The 18,877-nt window shown below is 71.8% G+C and carries 16 protein-coding genes; 12 read left to right on the top strand and 4 right to left on the bottom strand.

Going from position 1 to position 18,877, the window contains the following annotated elements:
* Positions 1 to 18 precede the first annotated feature (18 nt).
* The 3 genes from ACYVHU_RS05040 (at position 19) to ACYVHU_RS05030 (ending at position 6,232) form a co-directional block, all read left to right on the top strand.
* The gene (locus ACYVHU_RS05040; RefSeq protein WP_498947653.1) at positions 19 to 1,092 is read left to right on the top strand and encodes a hypothetical protein; all 1,074 of its coding nucleotides are present in this window, start codon (positions 19 to 21) and stop codon (positions 1,090 to 1,092) included.
* A gap of 372 nt (positions 1,093 to 1,464) precedes the next feature.
* The gene (locus ACYVHU_RS05035) at positions 1,465 to 1,761 is read left to right on the top strand and encodes a WXG100 family type VII secretion target (RefSeq protein ID WP_078760693.1); all 297 of its coding nucleotides are present in this window, start codon (positions 1,465 to 1,467) and stop codon (positions 1,759 to 1,761) included.
* 82 nt (positions 1,762 to 1,843) lie between these two features.
* Positions 1,844 to 6,232, top strand: a complete 4,389-nt coding sequence (locus tag ACYVHU_RS05030) for an FtsK/SpoIIIE domain-containing protein (protein WP_432938096.1) — start codon at positions 1,844 to 1,846, stop codon at positions 6,230 to 6,232.
* A 196-nt stretch (positions 6,233 to 6,428) separates the two neighbouring features.
* Here the strand turns inward: ACYVHU_RS05030 and ACYVHU_RS05025 are convergent, their stop codons facing one another.
* The 3 genes from ACYVHU_RS05025 to ACYVHU_RS05015 form a co-directional block, all read right to left on the bottom strand.
* Positions 6,429 to 7,067 carry a hypothetical protein gene (locus ACYVHU_RS05025; RefSeq protein WP_078760695.1) on the bottom strand — a complete coding sequence of 213 codons (639 nt, stop codon included), beginning with the start codon at positions 7,065 to 7,067 and terminating at the stop codon, positions 6,429 to 6,431.
* 46 nt (positions 7,068 to 7,113) lie between these two features.
* Entirely contained in the window at positions 7,114 to 7,404 is a 291-nt protein-coding gene (locus ACYVHU_RS05020) for a hypothetical protein (RefSeq protein WP_078760696.1), read from the bottom strand.
* A gap of 61 nt (positions 7,405 to 7,465) precedes the next feature.
* Positions 7,466 to 7,924 carry a hypothetical protein gene (locus ACYVHU_RS05015; protein WP_078760697.1) on the bottom strand — a complete coding sequence of 153 codons (459 nt, stop codon included), beginning with the start codon at positions 7,922 to 7,924 and terminating at the stop codon, positions 7,466 to 7,468.
* A 281-nt stretch (positions 7,925 to 8,205) separates the two neighbouring features.
* Here ACYVHU_RS05015 and ACYVHU_RS05010 point away from each other — a divergent pair, with 281 nt between their 5' ends.
* The 9 genes from ACYVHU_RS05010 (at position 8,206) to ACYVHU_RS04970 (ending at position 18,085) form a co-directional block, all read left to right on the top strand.
* A complete protein-coding gene (locus ACYVHU_RS05010; protein ID WP_432938091.1) occupies positions 8,206 to 10,089 on the top strand; it encodes a methylmalonyl-CoA mutase family protein in 1,884 nt (627 codons plus the stop codon).
* A gap of 8 nt (positions 10,090 to 10,097) precedes the next feature.
* Positions 10,098 to 12,302, top strand: a complete 2,205-nt coding sequence (gene scpA, locus ACYVHU_RS05005; RefSeq protein WP_078760950.1) for a methylmalonyl-CoA mutase — start codon at positions 10,098 to 10,100, stop codon at positions 12,300 to 12,302.
* A 23-nt stretch (positions 12,303 to 12,325) separates the two neighbouring features.
* Positions 12,326 to 13,324 carry a methylmalonyl Co-A mutase-associated GTPase MeaB gene (gene meaB / locus ACYVHU_RS05000; protein WP_078760699.1) on the top strand — a complete coding sequence of 333 codons (999 nt, stop codon included), beginning with the start codon at positions 12,326 to 12,328 and terminating at the stop codon, positions 13,322 to 13,324.
* Positions 13,325 to 13,549: 225 nt separating this feature from the next.
* Positions 13,550 to 13,969: a hypothetical protein gene (locus tag ACYVHU_RS04995; RefSeq protein WP_078760700.1), complete on the top strand. Its 420-nt coding sequence runs from the start codon at positions 13,550 to 13,552 to the stop codon at positions 13,967 to 13,969.
* Between the two features lie 554 nt (positions 13,970 to 14,523).
* Positions 14,524 to 14,895, top strand: coding sequence for an STAS domain-containing protein (locus tag ACYVHU_RS04990; protein WP_078760701.1), 372 nt, complete (start codon positions 14,524 to 14,526; stop codon positions 14,893 to 14,895).
* Positions 14,896 to 15,442: 547 nt separating this feature from the next.
* Positions 15,443 to 16,120: a helix-turn-helix transcriptional regulator gene (locus tag ACYVHU_RS04985; protein ID WP_078760702.1), complete on the top strand. Its 678-nt coding sequence runs from the start codon at positions 15,443 to 15,445 to the stop codon at positions 16,118 to 16,120.
* Positions 16,121 to 16,154: 34 nt separating this feature from the next.
* The gene (locus ACYVHU_RS04980) at positions 16,155 to 16,619 is read left to right on the top strand and encodes a DUF3291 domain-containing protein (protein ID WP_432938086.1); all 465 of its coding nucleotides are present in this window, start codon (positions 16,155 to 16,157) and stop codon (positions 16,617 to 16,619) included.
* 86 nt (positions 16,620 to 16,705) lie between these two features.
* Positions 16,706 to 17,347 carry a superoxide dismutase family protein gene (locus ACYVHU_RS04975; protein ID WP_432938083.1) on the top strand — a complete coding sequence of 214 codons (642 nt, stop codon included), beginning with the start codon at positions 16,706 to 16,708 and terminating at the stop codon, positions 17,345 to 17,347.
* 126 nt (positions 17,348 to 17,473) lie between these two features.
* Positions 17,474 to 18,085, top strand: coding sequence for a superoxide dismutase family protein (locus ACYVHU_RS04970; protein WP_078760705.1), 612 nt, complete (start codon positions 17,474 to 17,476; stop codon positions 18,083 to 18,085).
* Positions 18,086 to 18,128: 43 nt separating this feature from the next.
* On the opposite strand, the gene ACYVHU_RS04965 is transcribed toward ACYVHU_RS04970, so the two are convergent.
* Positions 18,129 to 18,857, bottom strand: coding sequence for a YidC/Oxa1 family membrane protein insertase (locus tag ACYVHU_RS04965; RefSeq protein ID WP_498947646.1), 729 nt, complete (start codon positions 18,855 to 18,857; stop codon positions 18,129 to 18,131).
* Positions 18,858 to 18,877: the final 20 nt, after the last annotated feature.

Genomic DNA, 18,877 nt, shown 5'->3' with positions numbered 1-18,877 from the left:
AGCACCCGGAGCGCGGCCATGAACGACCTGCTCGATACCCTCCCCGTCTGGGCCCAGGCGGCACTGCTGGTGGGGCTCATGTCGGCCGTCCTGTTCCTCCTGCAATCCTCCCTCTACCGGGGTCGCGGCGGCGAACGCAAGAAGTTCGCCAACACCAGCGAGGTGCAGGCGCGCACCCGTGGCGAGATCGAACGGCTGCGGGAGGCGGCAGCGGAGCTGGACGGCCGCTTGGCCGCCGCGCTCGGCACCGGACTTCCCGAGCAACAGCACGCCCTGCTGACACGGATCCGCGAGGACACCGCGTCCGCCCTCGAAGAGGCCGAAGAGCTGTGGGCCGCCCTGTGGTCGATGGAGTACGAGTACAGGACGGCGACCGACCTCGCCTTCAGCCTGCGGGTCCGCATCCTGGAGCACCGCGACCGGATCACGGCCCTGCGCGCCGAGGCCGACCCTCTCCTCGGCGCGGTCGATCCCCTCCCGTGTCCTGCCCCCGCTCCCGCGGTCCAGCCGGAACCGGTGACCGCCTCCCCCTCTCCCCCACCTGGTTCTTCCAGGACCACCACCGCTCCCAGGTACTCCCGTAAGGAGTGGAATGCCCGGATCGGCCTTGTCCTGAGCGGTATCGCCGTCTGCGCGATGATCGTGGCATCGCAGTGGGTCGCCTATCGCTGGGGCGACGGTTCGATCGGCCTCTACTTCCTCATGCTCCTTCCTCCCCTCGTTCTGGGAGGAATCCTCTACGCCAACTGCTTCGTCGGGATCACAATCGAGAAGGGGGTTCTCCGCCTGCACGGTGGCATAAACCAGGAGAAGAAGATCCCCGTCGCGACCATCCGCTACGTGGGCCGTGGCCACCTGAACTGGACCAAGGCCACCTTCGGCGGCTGGCGCGTCTTCGCCGGCGCCACCACCGGTCCGGCGCTGGAGATCGCGGCCGGGCTGGGAAGCAACCTGGTCGTCCGCACCTCCCACGCCGACGAGCTGATCGCCGCGCTCATCGCCGCGGGCATGCCACCCGCCGCCGCATCGGCGCCCCGCCCCCTAGGGTTCCCGAAGCGGATCCGGCTGGATCCGCCGAGGACCGATGGCTAGGGGGCGCCACCGTCACGGCCCCTCCCGGCCAGGCGAAGCGAGTGCGCAGAGCACACGGCTCCCCGGCCCGGAGGGCGAGGGACCGGGCCGCCGACCGCCTCGTCGGGGAGCGCCGCCGGATCCGACCGCCCCCACGGCTCCGGCCGCCGCTCCTCGCGCTCCCGCGCGGATCCCGCCCCGAACCGCCCGAGGACCGGACTTCCGCCGCCACGGGCCCCAAAACGGAAAAGTCTGAACCCCGTCGCGTCCGCATCCGTATTAACCAGTGTGCGCTCCATCCGCGTCGTCGTCAGGACGGCCGGGAGCGCCGGTTCCCAGCGGTCGGTGCGCCACGGCCCCACCGTGGCGGCCTCGAACTCCTAAGGGTGTGACATGCCGGTTTACTCCGTCGACTCCGACAAGACCTCGGAGACCTCCTCGTCCCTGCTCGCCGACTTCAACGACTTCCAGGAGAGGCTGGAGACGATCAAGTCGAAGGTCGACGGTCTCCTGGAGGACGGCTACAAGACGCCCGGCGCCGAGAAGGACTTCAAGCCGTTCTTCGAGCAGTTCCACCAGGGATTCAAGGACGTCAACGACGGCCTGGAGGGCATCAGCAAGTACGTCAAGCAGGTCGGCGACTCCTTCGACGAGACCGACACCAAGCTGGGCGAGGGCCTGCGCGGCTGACGCCGACCCGCCCCACCTGACGGGCCGTCCCGGAGCACCGGGGCGGTCCGGGTCGTTTCCCCAACCGGAAGAAGATCAGGCCGTGCGTCTCATCCTCACCGCAACAGCTCCCGTGGGCGCGGCCGGCGGCGGCACGCCGTCGCCCGGTCCACAGGTCGATCTCCTCGTCGAAGCTGAGGCGAGCTCCTCGGTCAACCAGCTGGCGAGCTCGATCGCGCCCGTCCTGGGGCTCCCGCCGCACCAGGACAACTGGGCGCCGCGCCTCTACGTCGGCCAGCGCCAGATCGCCGGTCACAAGTCGCTCACCGAGGCCGGCCTCTACGACGGGGCCGTCGTCAGCGTCGGGCTTCCGGGGCCGTCCGCGGAGGAGCCGGCGGCCGTCGCCGAGGTCCGCGTCGTCTCCGGCCCGTCCTGCGGGCTGGTGCACCGGCTCGACCCGGGCGACTACACGATCGGCGACGCCCTCGCCGCGCGCGTGCCGGTGGACTCCGCCGGGATGTCGGTGCGCGTGCGCGTCCACGCCGACGGCACGGTGACCGTGCTGTCGGTGGACGGCGACGCCGTCACGTTGGAGACCGACCCGATCGAGCCCGGGACGGCGTGGCTGCCGGGACGGCAGCTGGTCATGGGCGACAGCCTGCTGGAGGCGCACCCGACCCAGCGCGCCGACGCCTCGGTGCTGGCCTCCTCGGACGGCACCGGACTGGACTACAACCGGCCGCCGCGCCTGCACCCCGCCCCCACGCGGACCAACTTCCGCCTGCCCACGCCGCCCGAACCGCCGGACCGTCCCCTGGTCCAGCTCGCGGTGATGGTCCTGCTGCCGCTCCTCATGGCGGTGGGCAGCGCGCTGGTCCTCCAGCGCCCGCACTACCTGCTCATCGGTCTGCTGGCCCCGGTGTCGGTCATCGTCATGCAGATGCTGCAACGCCGGACCAGCAAGATGCGCTACGAGAAGGACGTCAAGGAGTACGAGGAGAAGGTCGAGCGGATCACCGCCGACGCCACCGAGGCGCTGCACGCCGAACAGCGGGCGCGTCGCGACGCCTGCCCCGACCCCGCGGCGGCCCTGCTCCTGGCGACCGGACCGCGGGCCCGGCTGTGGGAGCGGCGCCGCACCGACGAGGACTTCACGCTGCTGCGGGTGGGCACGGGCGAGATCCCGTCGAAGGTGGTCCTGACCGACCCGACCAAGGACGACCACCGCAAGGAGGTCACCTGGCGGCTGCGCGACGTCCCGGTCACCGTGTCGCTGCGCGACAACGGGGTGGTCGGCGTGGCCGGGCGCGGCGAGCGGGTGGACGCGCTGAACCGGTGGCTGGTCGGCCAGCTCGCGGTACTGCACAGCCCCACCGAACTGGAGCTGTACATCCTGTCCCTGGGACGCGACGAGCCCCAGTGGGCGTGGACGCGCTGGCTGCCGCACCTGCGGGGGCGGACCACGGGCGGCCCGTTGAGCCGGATCGGTGTCGACGCCGAGACCTGCGCCCGGCGCATCGCGGAGCTGTTGGCGATCGTGGACGCCCGCAGCGGCCCCGCCGCCGCGGGCGCCGACCCCGGCAGCGAGATCGTGGTCGTCCTGGACGGCGCGCGCCGCATGCGCTCGCTGCCCGGTGTCGTGCAGCTGCTGCGCGAGGGGCCGGCCGCGGGCGTGTACGTGCTGTGCCTGGACACCGAGGAGCGGCTGCTGCCGGAGGAGTGCCAGGCGGTCGTGTCGGTGTCGTCGGAGGGGCTGCGGCTCAGCCGGACCAAGTACGACAGCGTGGAGCAGGTCCGCGTCGACGCGCCCCCCGCGAGCTGGGCCGAACGGGTCGGCCGCGCGCTCGCCCCCATCCGGGACAGTGGGACGAGCGAGGAGGACGGCACCCTGCCGCGCAGCGCCCGGCTGCTCGACGTCATGGGCCTGGAGCCCCCGGACGCCGAGGTCATCGCGGCGCACTGGGCGGCCGGCGGCCGCAGCACGGTCGCCACGCTCGGCGTGGGGGTGGACGGCCCGTTCTCCATCGACATCCGCCGCGACGGGCCGCACGCGCTGATCGCCGGAACCACCGGTTCGGGTAAGTCGGAGCTGCTTCAAACACTCGTGGCGTCGCTGGCCGCGGTGAACCGCCCCGAGGCGATGTCGTTCGTGCTGGTCGACTACAAGGGCGGCAGCGCGTTCAAGGACTGCGTGAAACTCCCGCACACCGTCGGCATGGTCACCGACCTCGACACCCACCTGGTCGGTCGGGCGCTGACCTCGTTGGGCGCGGAGCTGCGGCGGCGTGAGCACATCCTCGCCAAGGCCGGGGCCAAGGACATCGAGGACTACATCGAGCTGCTCGACCGGGACCCCCAGTTGCCGGCGATGCCCCGGCTGCTGCTGGTGATCGACGAGTTCGCCTCGATGGCGCGGGAGCTGCCCGACTTCATCAAGGGTCTGGTCAACATCGCCCAGCGGGGCCGCTCCCTCGGCATTCACCTGGTCCTGGCGACGCAGCGGCCGGGGGGCGTGGTCACCAACGACATCCGCGCCAACACCAACCTGCGGATCGCGCTGCGCATGACCGACCCTGCCGAGAGCCGCGACGTCATCGACGCGGTGGAGGCTGCGCAGATCGGGATCGACACGCCGGGCCGCGCCTACGCCCGGCTCGGACACGCCTCCCTGCTGCCGTTCCAGTCGGGCCGGGTCGGCGGCCGGCGCGTCGTCATGTCGACGACGGCCAGCGCGCCCGAGCCCCGTCCGCTGCGCTGGAACGACTTCGCCGCCCCCGCGCCGATGCGGCGCCGCGCCGAGTCCACGGAGAGCGGTGACGTGGAGGTCACCGACCTGACGGTCCTGGTGTCGGCGATCCAGGAGGCGGGCGAGCGGGTGCAGGTGCAGCGTCAGCCCAGCCCGTGGCTGCCGGCGCTGCCGACCGCGCTCACGCTCGGCGAGATGCTGCGCGGCTCCCCCATCTCGGCGCCCCGCCCCGGGGCGGTGCAGGCCGTCCCGATCGGGCTGATCGACCAGCCCGAGGTCCAGGCCCAGCGGGCCTACACCATCGACCTGTCCTCGACCGGTCACCTGCACGTGATCGGATCGGGCCGCACCGGCCGCTCGCAGGCGCTGCGCACGATCGCCGGTGCGCTGGCGCTCGGCCACGACGTGACCGACCTCCACATGTACGGCATCGACTGCGGCAACGGCGCGCTGCTGCCGTTGACGGAGCTTCCGCACTGCGGCGCGGTCGTGGCGCGGACGCAGGAGGACCGGGTCATCCGGTTGATGGGGCTGCTCGGCCAGGAGCTGGAGAGGCGGCAGCGGTTGCTGGCCGCCCACGGCTGTGCCGACATCAACGAGCTGCGCGCGACGCTGCCGGAACAGGAACGGCCCGCGCACATCGTGGTGTTCCTCGACCGGGTGGAGGCGTTCGAGCAGGTCTTCCAGGAGTACAACCACGGTGCGCTGATCGAGGACCTGGTGACGCTGCTGCGGGACGGCGCCGCCGTCGGCGTCCACCTGTTCCTGGCCGGTGACCGCACCCTGGCGCGCACCCGCTACGCCACCACGACGGAGGAGCGGCTGATCCTGCGGTTCAACGACCGCAACGACTACAGCCAGGTGGGGTTGACCTCCCGCAAGCTGCCGGAGAACATCCCCGACGGCCGCGCCTTCCGTTCCTCCGACGCCGCGGAGGTGCAGCTGGCGATGCTGGCCCGTGATCCCGCCGGCGCGGCGCAGGCCGCCGAGCTGAGCCGGATCGGGGCGTTCGTGAAACGGCGGATCAGCGACTCCCCCGCGCAGCGTCCGTTCCGCGTGGACGTGCTCCCCGACCAGTTGACCTACGAGCAGGCCGACGCCTACCGGAGCGACGCGCGCGGCCCGCTGTGGGCCCTGGTCGGCGTGGGCGGCAACGAGCTGACCGCCTACGGCGCCGACCTCGCGCGCACACCGACCTTCCTCATCGGCGGGCCGCCCCGGTCGGGGCGTTCCAGCCTGTTGCTGAACATGGCGCGTTCGCTCATCGCGGGCGGCAGCCAGCTGATGCTGGTGACGCCCCGTTCCTCCCCGCTGTTGGAGCTGAAGGGCCACCCGGGCGTGCCCGCGGTCCTGGACAGCGCCAACCCGCTGTTGAGCGACTTCCGCGAGTCGATCGGCAGGCTGACGGCCGACACCGGCGTCATCGTGATCGACGACGCGGAGCTGCTGCTCAACAGCGACCTGGGCAAGGAGTTCTCGCGGATCGCGCGAGGGCTGGTCGGCGAGGGCTGGGGGGTCATCGCGGCGGGCACGACGGAGGCGTTGCAGGGCGGCTTCTCGGGCTGGCACGTCCACCTCAAGCGCAACCGCATGGGCGCGCTGCTGTCGCCGCAGTCCTCCTCCGACGGCGAGATCCTGGGACTGCGCCTGCCGAAGGGGGTGGCCAGCAGCCGGATCACGCTGGGAACCGCCTACCTGCACCTGGCCGACGGCCAGCTGGTCCAGGTGAAGGTGCCCATCCCCTAGGACGACCGGCTCCGGGGCCGCCCGGGGTGTCCTGCGAACAGGTCGCCCCCGGGCGGCCCCTTTTTGTTTCCGCCGCTTCGTCTCCGCCACGGCCACGGGCGCGCCGGGCCCAAGAGACGGCTCGGGCCGCCCGCCGGCGGGTGCCGGAGGGCGGCCCTGGACGCCGCCCGCCTCGTCGCGCGGGGCGGGCGTCGGATCAGACGTCCTCCCAGAAGACGATGGTCCCGGTGATCGCGTCGAACAGGTCCAGGAGCGGATCGACCTGGTCGATGTTGGGGCTGGCGCAGCTGATCAGCAGCTTCTTGCGCATGCCGGGGACGTTGACCGCCGTGTGCGTGACGACCTGGAAGGTCGGCACCCCGGGGACCATCTCGTGCTCGGCGACGCCGAAGATACGACCGCAGACGCCCGCGCCGGGGATCTGCACCGTCGTCGTCTTCAACCAGGTGTGCTCCGCCCGTTGGCCGGCGGCGGGGTGGATCTCCTCGACCATGCGGATCAGGTCGACGTCCTCGCCGGGCGGCGGGTTGAAGGAGAACACGGCGACGTTGGCCATGAACAGGCCGTCCTCGTACTTCTCGAACGCGCCCGCCGCGAAGACCAGTCCCGTCTCGGTGGCCGCCCGGGACAGCTGCCGGAACTGGGCGAACAGATCGTCGACCGCTTCCAACGCCTCGGGTCGTCCGGCGAGCTGACGGGTCAGCTCGGCGCGGCGTTCGGCGAGCGTCTCGCCGGTGAGGTCGAACTCGGTCCACCCCTCGGGCACGCGCAGTTCGAACCCGACCGGCACGATCGGGTTGTCGCCGCCCGCGTCCTCCTCCTCGAAGCGGTACACGTCGTCCTCTCCTCCCCACCGGCCCGCGCGCGGGCCCGGATGGTCGCTACTTCTCCTCGGTCTCCAGCTGGGCGCCCAGGTCGTCCTCCAGCTGTTCGAAGGAGTCGAGGATCGTGGTGATCCCCTCCTTGACCCCCTTGATGTTGCGGGCGAGCTGGTAGCGTCCGTCGTCCCACTCGGAGTGGAAGTGGTCGGCCGCGTTCTGGAAGACGCCGGGCCCGATGTTGTCGAACCCCCCGGCGGGCTCCTTGTCGTCGGCCTCGGTGAACGCCTCGTGGATCCGGGTGAGGTGGGATTTCAGTTCTTCGAGGTCGTCGATCGGGATGTAGACGGTCATGTCGATGCGGCTCCTTCCCGAAGGGGCGTCCGCGCCGGGAGGCCGGCGCGGACGGGGACCACTACTGCACCTGGGCGCACTTGCTCTGGTTGCAGTCGATGACGACGAGCGGGGAGTAGTCGGCGGCCGAGACGATGATCCGCGCGGTGGTGAACTGTCCCTCGCCGGTGGGCTTGGCGAACTCCAGGGGACCGAATTCGAAGGTGGTGCCGCTGACGGCGCCGGCGGAGACCTGCTCCATGTCGATGACGCTCTTGTCGGCGGCGTGGTTGTACCTGAGGATGTCGACGTAGGCGCCGCCGGCGGGCACCTCGACGGTGCCCTTGTGGATCATGGAGGCGTCGTCCCAGGTGGCGGAGCCGGCGATCGTGCTGCCGGTGGCCGCGTTGGTGACGTCGTAGGTGACGGTGGCGGGCTCGGGCTCGGCGGGGGCCGCCGCGGCCGGGACCGCGGCCAGGGTCAGGCCGGCGAAGCCCAGACCGGCCACGGCCAGGGCGCGAAGGGTGGTCGAAATACGCATTGCCAGCTTTCCAGAAGTTCGGGGAAGGATGAATGCGCGTGGGACCCGCGATGGGGAGGGTTCCCGGGGGATGTCCACTCCGGGATCAGGGGATGAGGACCCTGGCGGATTTTACCAGGATTCCCTTTCTGCGCCGATGTTTCCCCCTTTTCTAGACCCACCGTTTTCCCATGAGGGCCATCGCCAACCTCTCCCTCCGCACACACCACGGTGCGTCACGGGTCACACTTCACATACCCTGAGGCTGCACGGACCGAATCCGGTTCTCTACTATCACCGTCATGAGGGTGCCCGAGAAGAACGCGAACGCGTCGCAGGACGGAACCACCTCCGGCGCGGAGTTCCCGCCGGCCACACGCGACCGTTGGCGTGAGCTCGTGGCCGGGGTCCTGCGGCGTAGCGGGCTCGACCCCGACACCTCCCCCGGCGCACCCGAGGACCTGCTGGCCACCACCACCTATGACGGGGTGGTCCTCCGCCCGCTCTACACCGAGGAGGACGGGCTCGACTCCGGCTATCCCGGGCTTGCCCCCTTCACCCGTGGACGCCGGCCGCAGGGGGCCGTCACCGACGGCTGGGACGTCCGGCAGGCCCATGCCGACCCCGATCCCGGGGTGACGCGCCGCGCGATCCTGGCCGACCTCGAAAACGGCGTGTCCTCGCTGTGGCTCGTCACCGGCGAAGGGGGTGTCGCGGTCGACGACATCGGGGAGGTGCTCACCGACGTCCTGCTCGGCGTCGCCCCCGTCACCCTGGACGCCGGCGCCGACTACGTCACCGCCGCCGACGCCCTCCTGGCCGCGCACGCCGACGACGGCGTCCCCGCCACGGCCGTCACCGGCAACCTCGGCATCGACCCCATCACCGTCGCCGCCCGCTCGGGCGAACCCGCCGACCTCGACACGGCCGCCCGGTTCGCGGTCGAGAAGGCGGCCGACCACCCCTCCCTGCTGCTCGTCACCGTCGACGCCACCCCCTATCACGAGGCCGGCGGCTCCGAGGCCCAGGAGCTCGGCGCGGCCATGGCGTCCGGAGTCGCCTACCTGCGGGCCCTCACCGGAGCCGGGATGGACCTCGCCGAGGCCGCGGCGCGGCTGGAGTTCCGCTTCGCCGCCACCGCCGACCAGTTCCTGACCATCGCGAAGCTGCGCGCCGCCCGCGCCATGTGGAACCGGGTCACCGAGGTCTGCGGCCTGGCCCCGGCCCAACGGACGATGCGCCAGCACGTGGTCACCTCGGCCGCGATGATGACCCGGCGCGACCCCTACGTCAACGTGCTCCGCACGACCCTGGCCTGCTTCTCCGCGGGGGTCGCCGGCGCCGACGCGATCACGGTCCGCCCCTTCGACTCCGCGCTGGGCCTGCCCGACCCCCTGGCCCGGCGGATCGCCCGTAACACCCAGTCGCTGCTGGTCGAGGAGGCTCACCTGGCCCGGGTCACCGACCCCGCGGGCGGCTCGTTCTACGTCGAACGGCTCACCGCCGACCTGTACGCGCGGGGGTGGGCCTTCTTCCAGGAGCTGGAGGGCGCCGGCGGCATGGTCCGCGCGCTCGCGGACGGCGTGCTCGCCGAGCGGATCGAGGAGGTGTGGCGGCAGCGCCGCGCCAACCTCGCCCACCGCCGCGACCCGCTCACCGGTGTCAGCGAGTTCCCCGACCTGGCCGAACCCGTACTGGAGCGCCGGCCCGCCCCCGCGCGGCCCACGGGGCCCGGCGCGCTGCCGCAACGGCGCTACGCCGAGGACTACGAGACGCTGCGCGCCCGCTCCGACGCCCACCTCGCCCGCACCGGGGAGCGTCCCCGGGTGTTCCTGGCGACGCTGGGCCCGCTCGCCGCGCACACCGCCCGCGCCGGTTTCGCCGCGAACCTGTTCGCCGCGGGCGGGATCGAGCCGGTCCGGGCCGGCGTGGTCGACGGGGCCGACGAGCTCGCCGCGCGCTTCCGCGACAGCGGGACCACCGTGGCCTGCCTGTGCTCCAGTGACGCGGTCTACGCCGAGCAGGCCGCGGCGGCGGCCCGGGCGCTACGGGAGGCGGGGGCCACCCGGGTCCTGCTCGCCGGGCGGCCCGAGGGGACCGCCGACGTGGACGGCCACGTCTTCACCGGCTGTGACGCGCTCGGCCTGTTGGAAGAACTCTGCGACCACCTGGGGGTGGCACGATGACCCGTCCGGTGATCCCCGACTTCAGCACCGTCGCCCCGGGCACGCCCGCGGCCGGCTCCGGTGACGGGGAGCGGTGGCGCGCGGAACTCCTCGCCGCCACCGGCAAGGGGCCCGACGCCCTGGTGTGGGAGACACCCGAGGGCATCGGTGTCAAACCGCTCTACGTCCCCGACGACCGCGCCGACCTGGACTTCGTCCGCTCCTATCCGGGGATCGCCCCCTTCCTGCGCGGTCCCTATCCGACGATGTACGTCAACCAGCCCTGGACGATCCGCCAGTACGCCGGGTTCTCCACGGCCGAGGAGTCCAACGCCTTCTACCGCCGCAACCTCGCGGCGGGCCAGAAAGGGCTGTCCGTCGCCTTCGACCTGGCCACCCACCGCGGTTACGACTCCGACCATCCGCGGGTGACCGGCGACGTGGGCATGGCCGGCGTCGCGATCGACTCCATCCTGGACATGCGGCAGCTGTTCGACGGCATCCCGCTGGATCGCATGAGCGTGTCGATGACGATGAACGGCGCGGTGCTGCCGGTGATGGCGCTGTACATCGTGGCCGCGGAGGAGCAGGGGGTCGCGCCGGAGAAGCTGTCGGGGACCATCCAGAACGACATCCTCAAGGAGTTCATGGTCCGCAACACCTACATCTATCCGCCGCAGCCGTCGATGCGGATCATCTCCGACATCTTCGCCTACACCTCGCGGCGGATGCCGCGGTTCAACTCCATCTCCATCTCCGGCTACCACATGCAGGAGGCGGGGGCCACCGCCGACCTGGAGCTGGCCTACACGCTGGCCGACGGCATCGAGTACATCCGGGCCGGCATCGACGCCGGGCTGGCCGTCGACTCCTTCGCGCCGCGTCTCTCCTTCTTCTGGGCCATCGGCATGAACTTCTTCATGGAGGTGGCCAAGCTGCGGGCGGCGCGGCTGTTGTGGGCCGAACTCGTCTCGGACTTCGGCCCCGACAACCCCAAGTCGCTGAGTCTGCGCACGCACTCGCAGACCTCGGGCTGGTCGCTGACCGCCCAGGACGTGTTCAACAACGTGGTGCGCACCTGTGTGGAGGCGATGGCCGCGACCCAGGGCCACACCCAGTCGTTGCACACCAACGCGCTGGACGAGGCGCTGGCCCTGCCCACGGACTTCTCCGCGCGCATCGCGCGCAACACCCAGCTGCTCCTCCAACAGGAGTCGGGGACCACCCGGGTCATCGACCCCTGGGGCGGCAGCGCCTACGTCGAACGGCTCACGGCCGAACTGGTCGCCCGGGCCCGGGCGCACATCCGCGAGGTGGAGGAGGCCGGGGGCATGGCGCGGGCCATCGACGCCGGCATCCCCAAGATGCGGATCGAGGAGGCCGCGGCGCGCACCCAGGCCCGCATCGACTCCGGCCGCCAGCCGGTGATCGGCGTGAACAAGTACCGCCCCGCCGAGGCCGACGAGATCGAGGTCCTCAAGGTCGACAACTCCCGGGTGCGCGCGGAACAGCTGGAGAAGCTGCGCCGGCTGCGCGCCGAACGCGACCCCGAGGCGACGCGCGCCGCGCTGGAGCGCCTGACCGCGGCCGCGGCGGCCTCCTCCGACGGCGCGACCCTGGAGCACAATCTGCTCGCCGCCGCGGTGGACGCGGCCCGGGCCAAGGCCACCGTCGGAGAGATCTCCGAGGCGATCGAGAAGGTCTTCGGGCGCCACGCGGGCCGGATCCGTACCATCTCAGGGGTGTACCGCGACGAGGCGGGGACGGACTCCGCCACCATGGACTCCGTGATCGAACGGGTGGCCCGGTTCGAGGAGGACGAGGGGCGCCGTCCGCGCATCCTCGTCGCCAAGATGGGCCAGGACGGCCACGACCGTGGACAGAAGGTCATCGCCACCGCGTTCGCCGACCTCGGCTTCGACGTGGACGTGGGCCCGCTGTTCCAGACCCCGGCCGAGGTCGCGGCGCAGGCCGCCGAGGCCGACGTGCACGTGGTCGGGGTGTCGTCGCTGGCGGCCGGCCATCTGACGCTCGTTCCGGCGCTGCGCCGGGAACTGGCCGACCTGGGCCGTGACGACATCATGATCGTGGTCGGCGGGGTCATCCCGCCCGCCGACTTCGCCGCGCTGTACGAGGCGGGGGCGGCGGCGATCTTCCCGCCGGGCACGGTCATCTCCGAGTCCGCGCTGGAACTGCTGGACCGGCTGGCCGAACGGCTCGGCCACGCCTCCTGACGACCTTCGACACCTGGATCCGGATGCCCCGCACCATCGACATCGACGGCTACGTCGACGGCGTTCTCGCCGGTCACCGACCGACCCTGGCCCGCGCGATCACGTTGGTCGAATCACGCCGGCCCGACCACGCCGAGCTGGCCCAGCAGATGCTGGTCCGGTTGCTCCCCCATAGCGGCCGGGCGCACCGCGTCGGGGTGACCGGGGTGCCCGGTGTCGGCAAGTCGACGTTCATCGACGCGCTCGGCAGCCACCTCACCGGCCGGGGGCATCGGGTGGCGGTGCTGGCCGTCGACCCCTCGTCCACACGCAGCGGCGGCAGCATCCTCGGGGACAAGACGCGGATGGAACGGCTGTCGGTGGACCCCGCGGCGTTCGTCCGCCCCTCCCCCACGTCGGGGACGCTGGGCGGCGTCGCGCGCGCCACGCGCGAGACCATGGTCCTGATGGAGGCGGCCGGCTTCGACGTGGTGCTGGTCGAGACCGTGGGGGTCGGGCAGTCGGAGGTCACGGTCGCCGGCATGGTCGACTGCTTCCTCTTCCTCACGTTGGCCCGCACCGGCGACCAGCTCCAGGGGATCAAGAAGGGCGTGCTGGAGCTGGTGGACGTGGTCGCGGTGAACAAGGCCGACGGTCCCTACGCGGCGGACGCCCGCAAGGCGGCGCGCGAGTTGGCGCGGGCGTTGCGGCTGCTGCGGCCGGTCAGCCCCTCCTGGACCCCTCGCGTCCTGACGTGCAGCGGTCTGACCGGGGACGGTCTGGACGAGGTGTGGGAGGCGGTCCTGGCCCATCGGGCCGCGCTGGAGGGGACCGGGGAGCTGGCGGAGCGCCGCAGCCGCCAGCAGGTCGAGTGGATGTGGGCCCAGGTCCGCGACCGGATGATGGACCGCCTGCTGCGCCATCCGGGGGTGCGCGAGCTCGCCCCCCGCCTGGAGGAGGGGGTCCGCGCGGGCGACCTCACCGCCACGTTGGCGGCCGAGCGGCTGATCGCGGTCCTCGGCGCGGACGGCCCGGCCGCCTAGGGCGTGGGAGGACCGGGCCGGGGCGAACTCTTGACACCACCCGATGTTTTTGCAGGTCAGAACCTGTTTTGACGGAGATCTCGACGGCTTTCGGTTTGAGTTCGACGCGGCCGGGAAGCTGGTTCATCCGCGACCCCGAAACACTCTCGCGGTCCCCGTCCGGCCGCGAGAGGTGACGGGCCGGGATCATCCCCCCTTCACCGCAACGTCGAGAAGGAAGTCACGATGCCCCGCAAAGAGCAGGTTCTCTCCCCCTCTCGCCAGCCCTCCGTGCGCGACCGCGCGCGTCGCGTCCAGGACTTCCGGTTCCGTCAGGCGCGGCGGACCGTTCCCGCGGGATTCCGCAAGACCCGAACGACCCTCGACGCCATCTGGAACGCCGCCGCGGACGAGACCACGCGCACCGAGCTGCACGCGCTGTACCACGCGCTGGGCGCGGCCGAGCGAGCGCTCGCCTACGATCCCGTGTCCGCCGGCGAGCGTCTGGCCGAGCTCCGCCGGACCGTGGCCGGGCTGATCGAGGCCGACCCCACGGGGGACGACGAGGCCGCCGCGATCGCCCGCCCTGGCTATACCGGCCTGTCCGATCTGGACGCGACGATGGCCCGGCTGTTGCAGCGCCACTATGGGGCGCTCGCGGCCTAGGCGATCCCCCGCCACGAACCCCCATGGTGGGGCCGGGAGGCCGGTCCCGTTGTAGCCGCACTAATCATTCGAATAAGGATGACCGTTTCCAGGACACGCAGCGGAGCTGGACTTCCCGACCCGCTCCCCCGACACCAGACCCGACGTACCCCCCGCGCCGGGTACCGCCTCCCTCCACCATGTGGGATGGAGCCCTCCACCTCCGGAGCAATGGGACAGCTCGCCGGAGGCGGAAACTCCACATTCGGCCGATTCGTTTCCCTGTCGGGAACCGACCACATCCGGTTATCAGGCGCAATCACCTCACGTGGGAAAAAATATCTGCCGCTTCTGCATTCCCGAGGCCCCCTTCGCCTAATACCGTGTGTGCCCAGAGCCTTACGGGACCCAGTGGATCCGGAACCCGCACGGCCGTGGCCGCCCCACCCAGGTGGGTCTCAGGTTCCCGTGCGACGGTGGGTCGAGCACCCAGACGGCGCACCGGCCGGATTCCACCACTGCCTTATGGTTATCAAGGGGACCCCTCGATTGACGTGGGGCCGGGAGGAGTGAACGTGCACAGGCTTGGGCTGAGCACCCGGGTCGAGAACCACAGCGTGATCGTACGGGTCGAGGGCGAACTCGACATCGCGACCGCTGGCGACCTCCAAGAGCATGTCCTGTCCGCCATCCAGACGCACGGGCCCTGGCTGATCCTTGATCTGTCCGCGTTGGACTTCATGGATTCCAGCGGCCTCAACGCCGTCATCAGCGCCTACCGCGCCGTCAACGAGCGCGACGGCAGTCTGGCACTTGCCGCGCCGAACGAGCGCGTCACCAAGGTGATCCGGCTCGTCGGTCTGCACCGCCAGGTTCCGGTCCACCGCACCGTCGCCGCCGCCATCATCGCCATGGAGGCCCTTGAGGCCAAGAAACAGGTCGGCTGACCTCCCCCGGCGATTCGGCTTCCCGGGGCGTCCCACCGCGCGGCGGTGGGACGCCCCTCCCCTGTCCGCTGCGATCCGGACACCGACACCATCGCACCGGCGGACCCCGCGGGCGTGGACGGGAGCGGACCTCCCCTTGGGGCCGCGGTGCCCGCTCTTTATCGCGGCGGGTGCCACCGGCCAGCTCTTGACGTCGGCCACGGGGCCGGACGCTTCGCCCGCTCCGCCGGGCGCCGGTGCCGGACCAGAGGCCGGCGCCGGTGTCCCGGTCATCGCCGCCCTCCGCCCACACCCTCCGAGGAGACGGTCCACCCGTTACGGCGTCCCGGCCCTGGACGGTCCTCCCGGTGTCCCTCGGTCCGTACCGGCGGGAGGAGCGCACCGCGAGCGTGGTCGCGGCGCCTCGATGGGGCTTTCGGCCCCGCCACGGGCCCGGGCGCGGTCCGCGTGGCGGCCCACCGCCTCCCCGCCCCCGTCCACGCCGCCGGCCGTTCTGGCGTTACCCGCCCCTCCACGTCGAACCGGGGATCCGGCCCACAATGGGGGCATGACCGATTCGGGTATCGAGGCCGTCGGCGCGCTGAGCGAGCCGCTGCGCCGCCGGTTGTACCGCTACGTGGTCGAGCACGGCGGGGAGGTGAGCCGGGCCGAGGCGGCCGAGGCGACCGGCGCGCAGCGCAACCTGGTCGCCTTCCACCTGGACAAGCTCGTCGAGGTGGGCCTGCTGGAGGTGACGCGGCGCAAGGTGTCGGGCCGCGAGGGGCCGGGTTCGGGCCGTCCCGCCAAGTTGTACCGCAGGTCCGCGCGCGAGCACGCGGTGCGGCTGCCGCCGCGCGACTACGAGACGGCCGCGCACCTCCTCGCCGAGGCGGTGGAGCGGCACGGGGCCGAGGAGGCCCTGTACGCGGCCGCCCGCGCCGAAGGGGCGCGCAGGGGCGCGGCGCTGGCCGACCGCGGGCACGGCCCCGCCTCCCCCGATCTGGGCGAGCTGCGCGCGCGCCTGGAGGAGGAGGGGTACGAGCCGGTCATGGAGGGGCCCGGGCTGCGGCTGCGCAACTGCCCGTTCCACTCCCTCGCCGCGGCCTTCCCTCCCCTGGCCTGTGGGATGAACCTCGAACTGCTCCGGGGACTGCTCTCGGGGGCGGGCGCGGACGACGTCACGGCGTCGATGCGGCCGGCTCCCGGGTGGTGTTGTGTCCACATCTCTAAAAACAATAAAGATTGACTTAGAAGCCGGCCCTGTGGTCTGCTCATGAGCCATGAGCGACCACCATCTGGCGCAACTCAACATCGGACTGCTCCGCGCCCCTCTCGACTCCCCCGCCATGGCCGGCTTCGTCGCCCTCCTCGATCCGATCAACGCCCTCGCCGACACCAGCCCCGGCTTCGTCTGGCGCCTGCGCGGAGAGGGCGCCGACGACGCCACGGGAGTACGCGTCTTCGGCGAGGAGATCCTGGTCAACCTGTCGGTCTGGGAGACCTACGAGGCGCTGTGGAACTTCACCTACCGCAGCGACCACCTGGAGGCGGTGCGCCGCCGACGCGAGTGGTTCACCCGCATGCGCGAGGCCTTCCTCGTGCTGTGGTGGGTGCCCGCGGGCCACGTTCCCGACGTCGAGGAGGCACGCGACCGCCTCGCCCTGTTCCGCGAACGCGGCGCGTCCCCCGCCGCGTTCTCCTTCCGGGACCCGATGCCGGCCCCCTCGGCGGCCCCGCGCGCATGACCCGCCGCGCCTGCGCGTGCGCGAGCGACTACTTTCGGTAGCGTAACGGTCGTAGGTCCGCTCCCGACCCGTCTTGGAGTCCTCGCATGCGCACAAGCCCCGCTGTGATCAGCCTGGCCCTGTCCTCCCTGCTCCTGTCCGGCTGCGGCGGAGGAGAACAGGAGCCGACCCGCGAGACGACCAACACGCCACAGGCCACCGGACAGTCCCCGGGACAGCCCACGGCACAGCAGACCACCGCGGCGAGCCCGCGGCCCACGTCGATCTCGGAGACGTTCGAGGCCTACTCCGCCGGGGCCGCGGCCGTGACCTACGACGAGGAGGCCGTGCCCGCGGGCTCCCGGGTGGAGGTGAACACGGAGGCCGAGGACGGCGGCACGGCGTTCACCCTGCGGGTCTCCGGGCTGCAGCCCGACCGCGACTACGGCGCCCACGTGCACACCAAACCCTGCGGGGCCGCCCCCGACGACTCCGGACCGCACTACCAGAACGAGGCGGACCCCCAGCAGCCCTCCACCGACCCCAAGTACGCCAACCCCGACAACGAGGTCTGGCTCGACTTCACCACCGACGCCGACGGCTCCGCCGAGGTCGACACCGAGGTCGACTGGGTGCCCCGCCAGGGCGAGGCCAACTCGATCGTCATCCACGCCGAGCACACCCATACCGAACCCGGCCACGCCGGCCAGGCCGGCGACCGCCTCGCCTGCGTCAACGTCCCCTTCTAGGCCGCCCGGCGCCCTGGGCGCCCTCTGGACGCCACCGTCCCTTGCGGGAACCGGACGTGATCGCGCGGATTATCCGGGTAGCGGTCCCCGGTCTCGACGAATCCGAATCCTCTGGGGGTTACCGTCGTGCGGAGCACATCCACCGCCCTGGGCCTGGCGGCCCTGACCGCGCTGCTGCTGTCCGGATGCCAGATGGAGGAGGCGCCGCGCGACGCCGGCGCCCCTCCCGACCCCACCCCCACCGACCGGCGCACCACGGAACCCGGGGCGGTCACCGGGGACTTCCAGAGCTACAGCGAGGACGCGACCGCCGTCACCTACGACCCCGAGGCGGTCCCCGAAGGGGCCTCGGTGAACGTCTCCGTGACCTCCAAGGGGGCTCCCCCCACCATCGTCACCATGGGGATCTCCGGGCTACAGCCCGACCGCGACTACGGCGCCCACGTACACACCAAACCCTGCGGGGCCGCCCCCGACGACTCCGGACCGCACTACCAGAACGAGGAGGACCCCCAACAGCCCTCCACCGACCCCAAGTACGCCAACCCCGACAACGAGATCTGGCTCGACTTCACCACCGACGCCGACGGCTCCGCCGACGCTTCGGCCAGTGTGGACTGGGTGCCCCGCCAGGGCGAGGCCAACTCGATCGTCATCCACGCCGAGCACACCCACACCGAACCCGGCCACGCCGGCCAGGCCGGCGACCGCCTCGCCTGCATCAACGTCCCGTTGTAGGAGTCCCCGAGGCGGCCGCTCCCGCACACCGGGAGCGGCCGCCTCACACGCGCACGAGCCGGCGCAGCACCAGCCGCTCGGCAACGGTCCACACCGTGGTGGCCGCGAGGTAGAGCCCGGCCGCCAGTGGGACGAACATGGTCACCACAACCGTTATAAACGGCAGGTAGGTCATGACGGACATCCCGGGCAGCTGCTCCTGCCCGGACTGTTCGGCGCGGCGCATCGCCGGCAGGGTCAGCCACTGCCGTGACGCCCACGCGCCGGCCGCGATCACCAGGGCCACCACCCCGAACACCCACAGCCCGCTCCCACCCGCGGCGAGGACCTCGCCCGGAAGCGCGCCGAGCGGCACGCCTCCGAAGGTGCGCGCCAACAGCTCGTTGGGCCTCCCGCCGACCTCGGGAACGATGAACAGGCCGTACAGCACGATGAAGACCGGCGTCTGGGCCAGCATCGGCAGGCAACCGGCGAGGGGAGAGGTCTTCTCCTCCGTGTACAGCCGCATCATCTCGGTGCTGAGCCGCTCCGGATCACTGCCGTGGCGCGCCTGAAGTGCCCGCACCTTGGGCGCGAGACGCTCACGGGTCTTCTCCGCCCGCACCTGGAGGTAGCCCAGGGGAAGGACGAGAAGGCGGACGAAGATGGTCAGGCAGATGACGGCGGCACCGGCCGCAGCCGCCCCGAAGACGGGGGTGAGGACACCGGTGAGAGTGGTGAGAAGAATCGCGGCGAAACCGATCGCGGCCGCGATCGGAGGAATGGAGTACATGCGGAACAGGCCCCTCGGCT

The sequence above is a fragment of the Marinactinospora endophytica genome (assembly GCF_054780875.1).
This window is presented reverse-complemented; position numbering and strand designations above follow the sequence as displayed.

Coding starts and splice junctions, on each gene's coding strand:
- ACYVHU_RS05040 (WP_498947653.1), top strand. CDS start 19: ATGAACGACCTGCTCGATACCCTCCCCGTCTGGGCCCAGGCGGCACTG.
- ACYVHU_RS05035 (WP_078760693.1), top strand. CDS start 1,465: ATGCCGGTTTACTCCGTCGACTCCGACAAGACCTCGGAGACCTCCTCG.
- ACYVHU_RS05020 (WP_078760696.1), bottom strand. CDS start 7,404: ATGACCGTCTACATCCCGATCGACGACCTCGAAGAACTGAAATCCCAC.
- ACYVHU_RS05015 (WP_078760697.1), bottom strand. CDS start 7,924: ATGCGTATTTCGACCACCCTTCGCGCCCTGGCCGTGGCCGGTCTGGGC.
- ACYVHU_RS05010 (WP_432938091.1), top strand. CDS start 8,206: ATGAGGGTGCCCGAGAAGAACGCGAACGCGTCGCAGGACGGAACCACC.
- meaB (WP_078760699.1), top strand. CDS start 12,326: ATGCCCCGCACCATCGACATCGACGGCTACGTCGACGGCGTTCTCGCC.
- ACYVHU_RS04995 (WP_078760700.1), top strand. CDS start 13,550: ATGCCCCGCAAAGAGCAGGTTCTCTCCCCCTCTCGCCAGCCCTCCGTG.
- ACYVHU_RS04985 (WP_078760702.1), top strand. CDS start 15,443: ATGACCGATTCGGGTATCGAGGCCGTCGGCGCGCTGAGCGAGCCGCTG.
- ACYVHU_RS04980 (WP_432938086.1), top strand. CDS start 16,155: ATGAGCGACCACCATCTGGCGCAACTCAACATCGGACTGCTCCGCGCC.
- ACYVHU_RS04975 (WP_432938083.1), top strand. CDS start 16,706: ATGCGCACAAGCCCCGCTGTGATCAGCCTGGCCCTGTCCTCCCTGCTC.
- ACYVHU_RS04965 (WP_498947646.1), bottom strand. CDS start 18,857: ATGTACTCCATTCCTCCGATCGCGGCCGCGATCGGTTTCGCCGCGATT.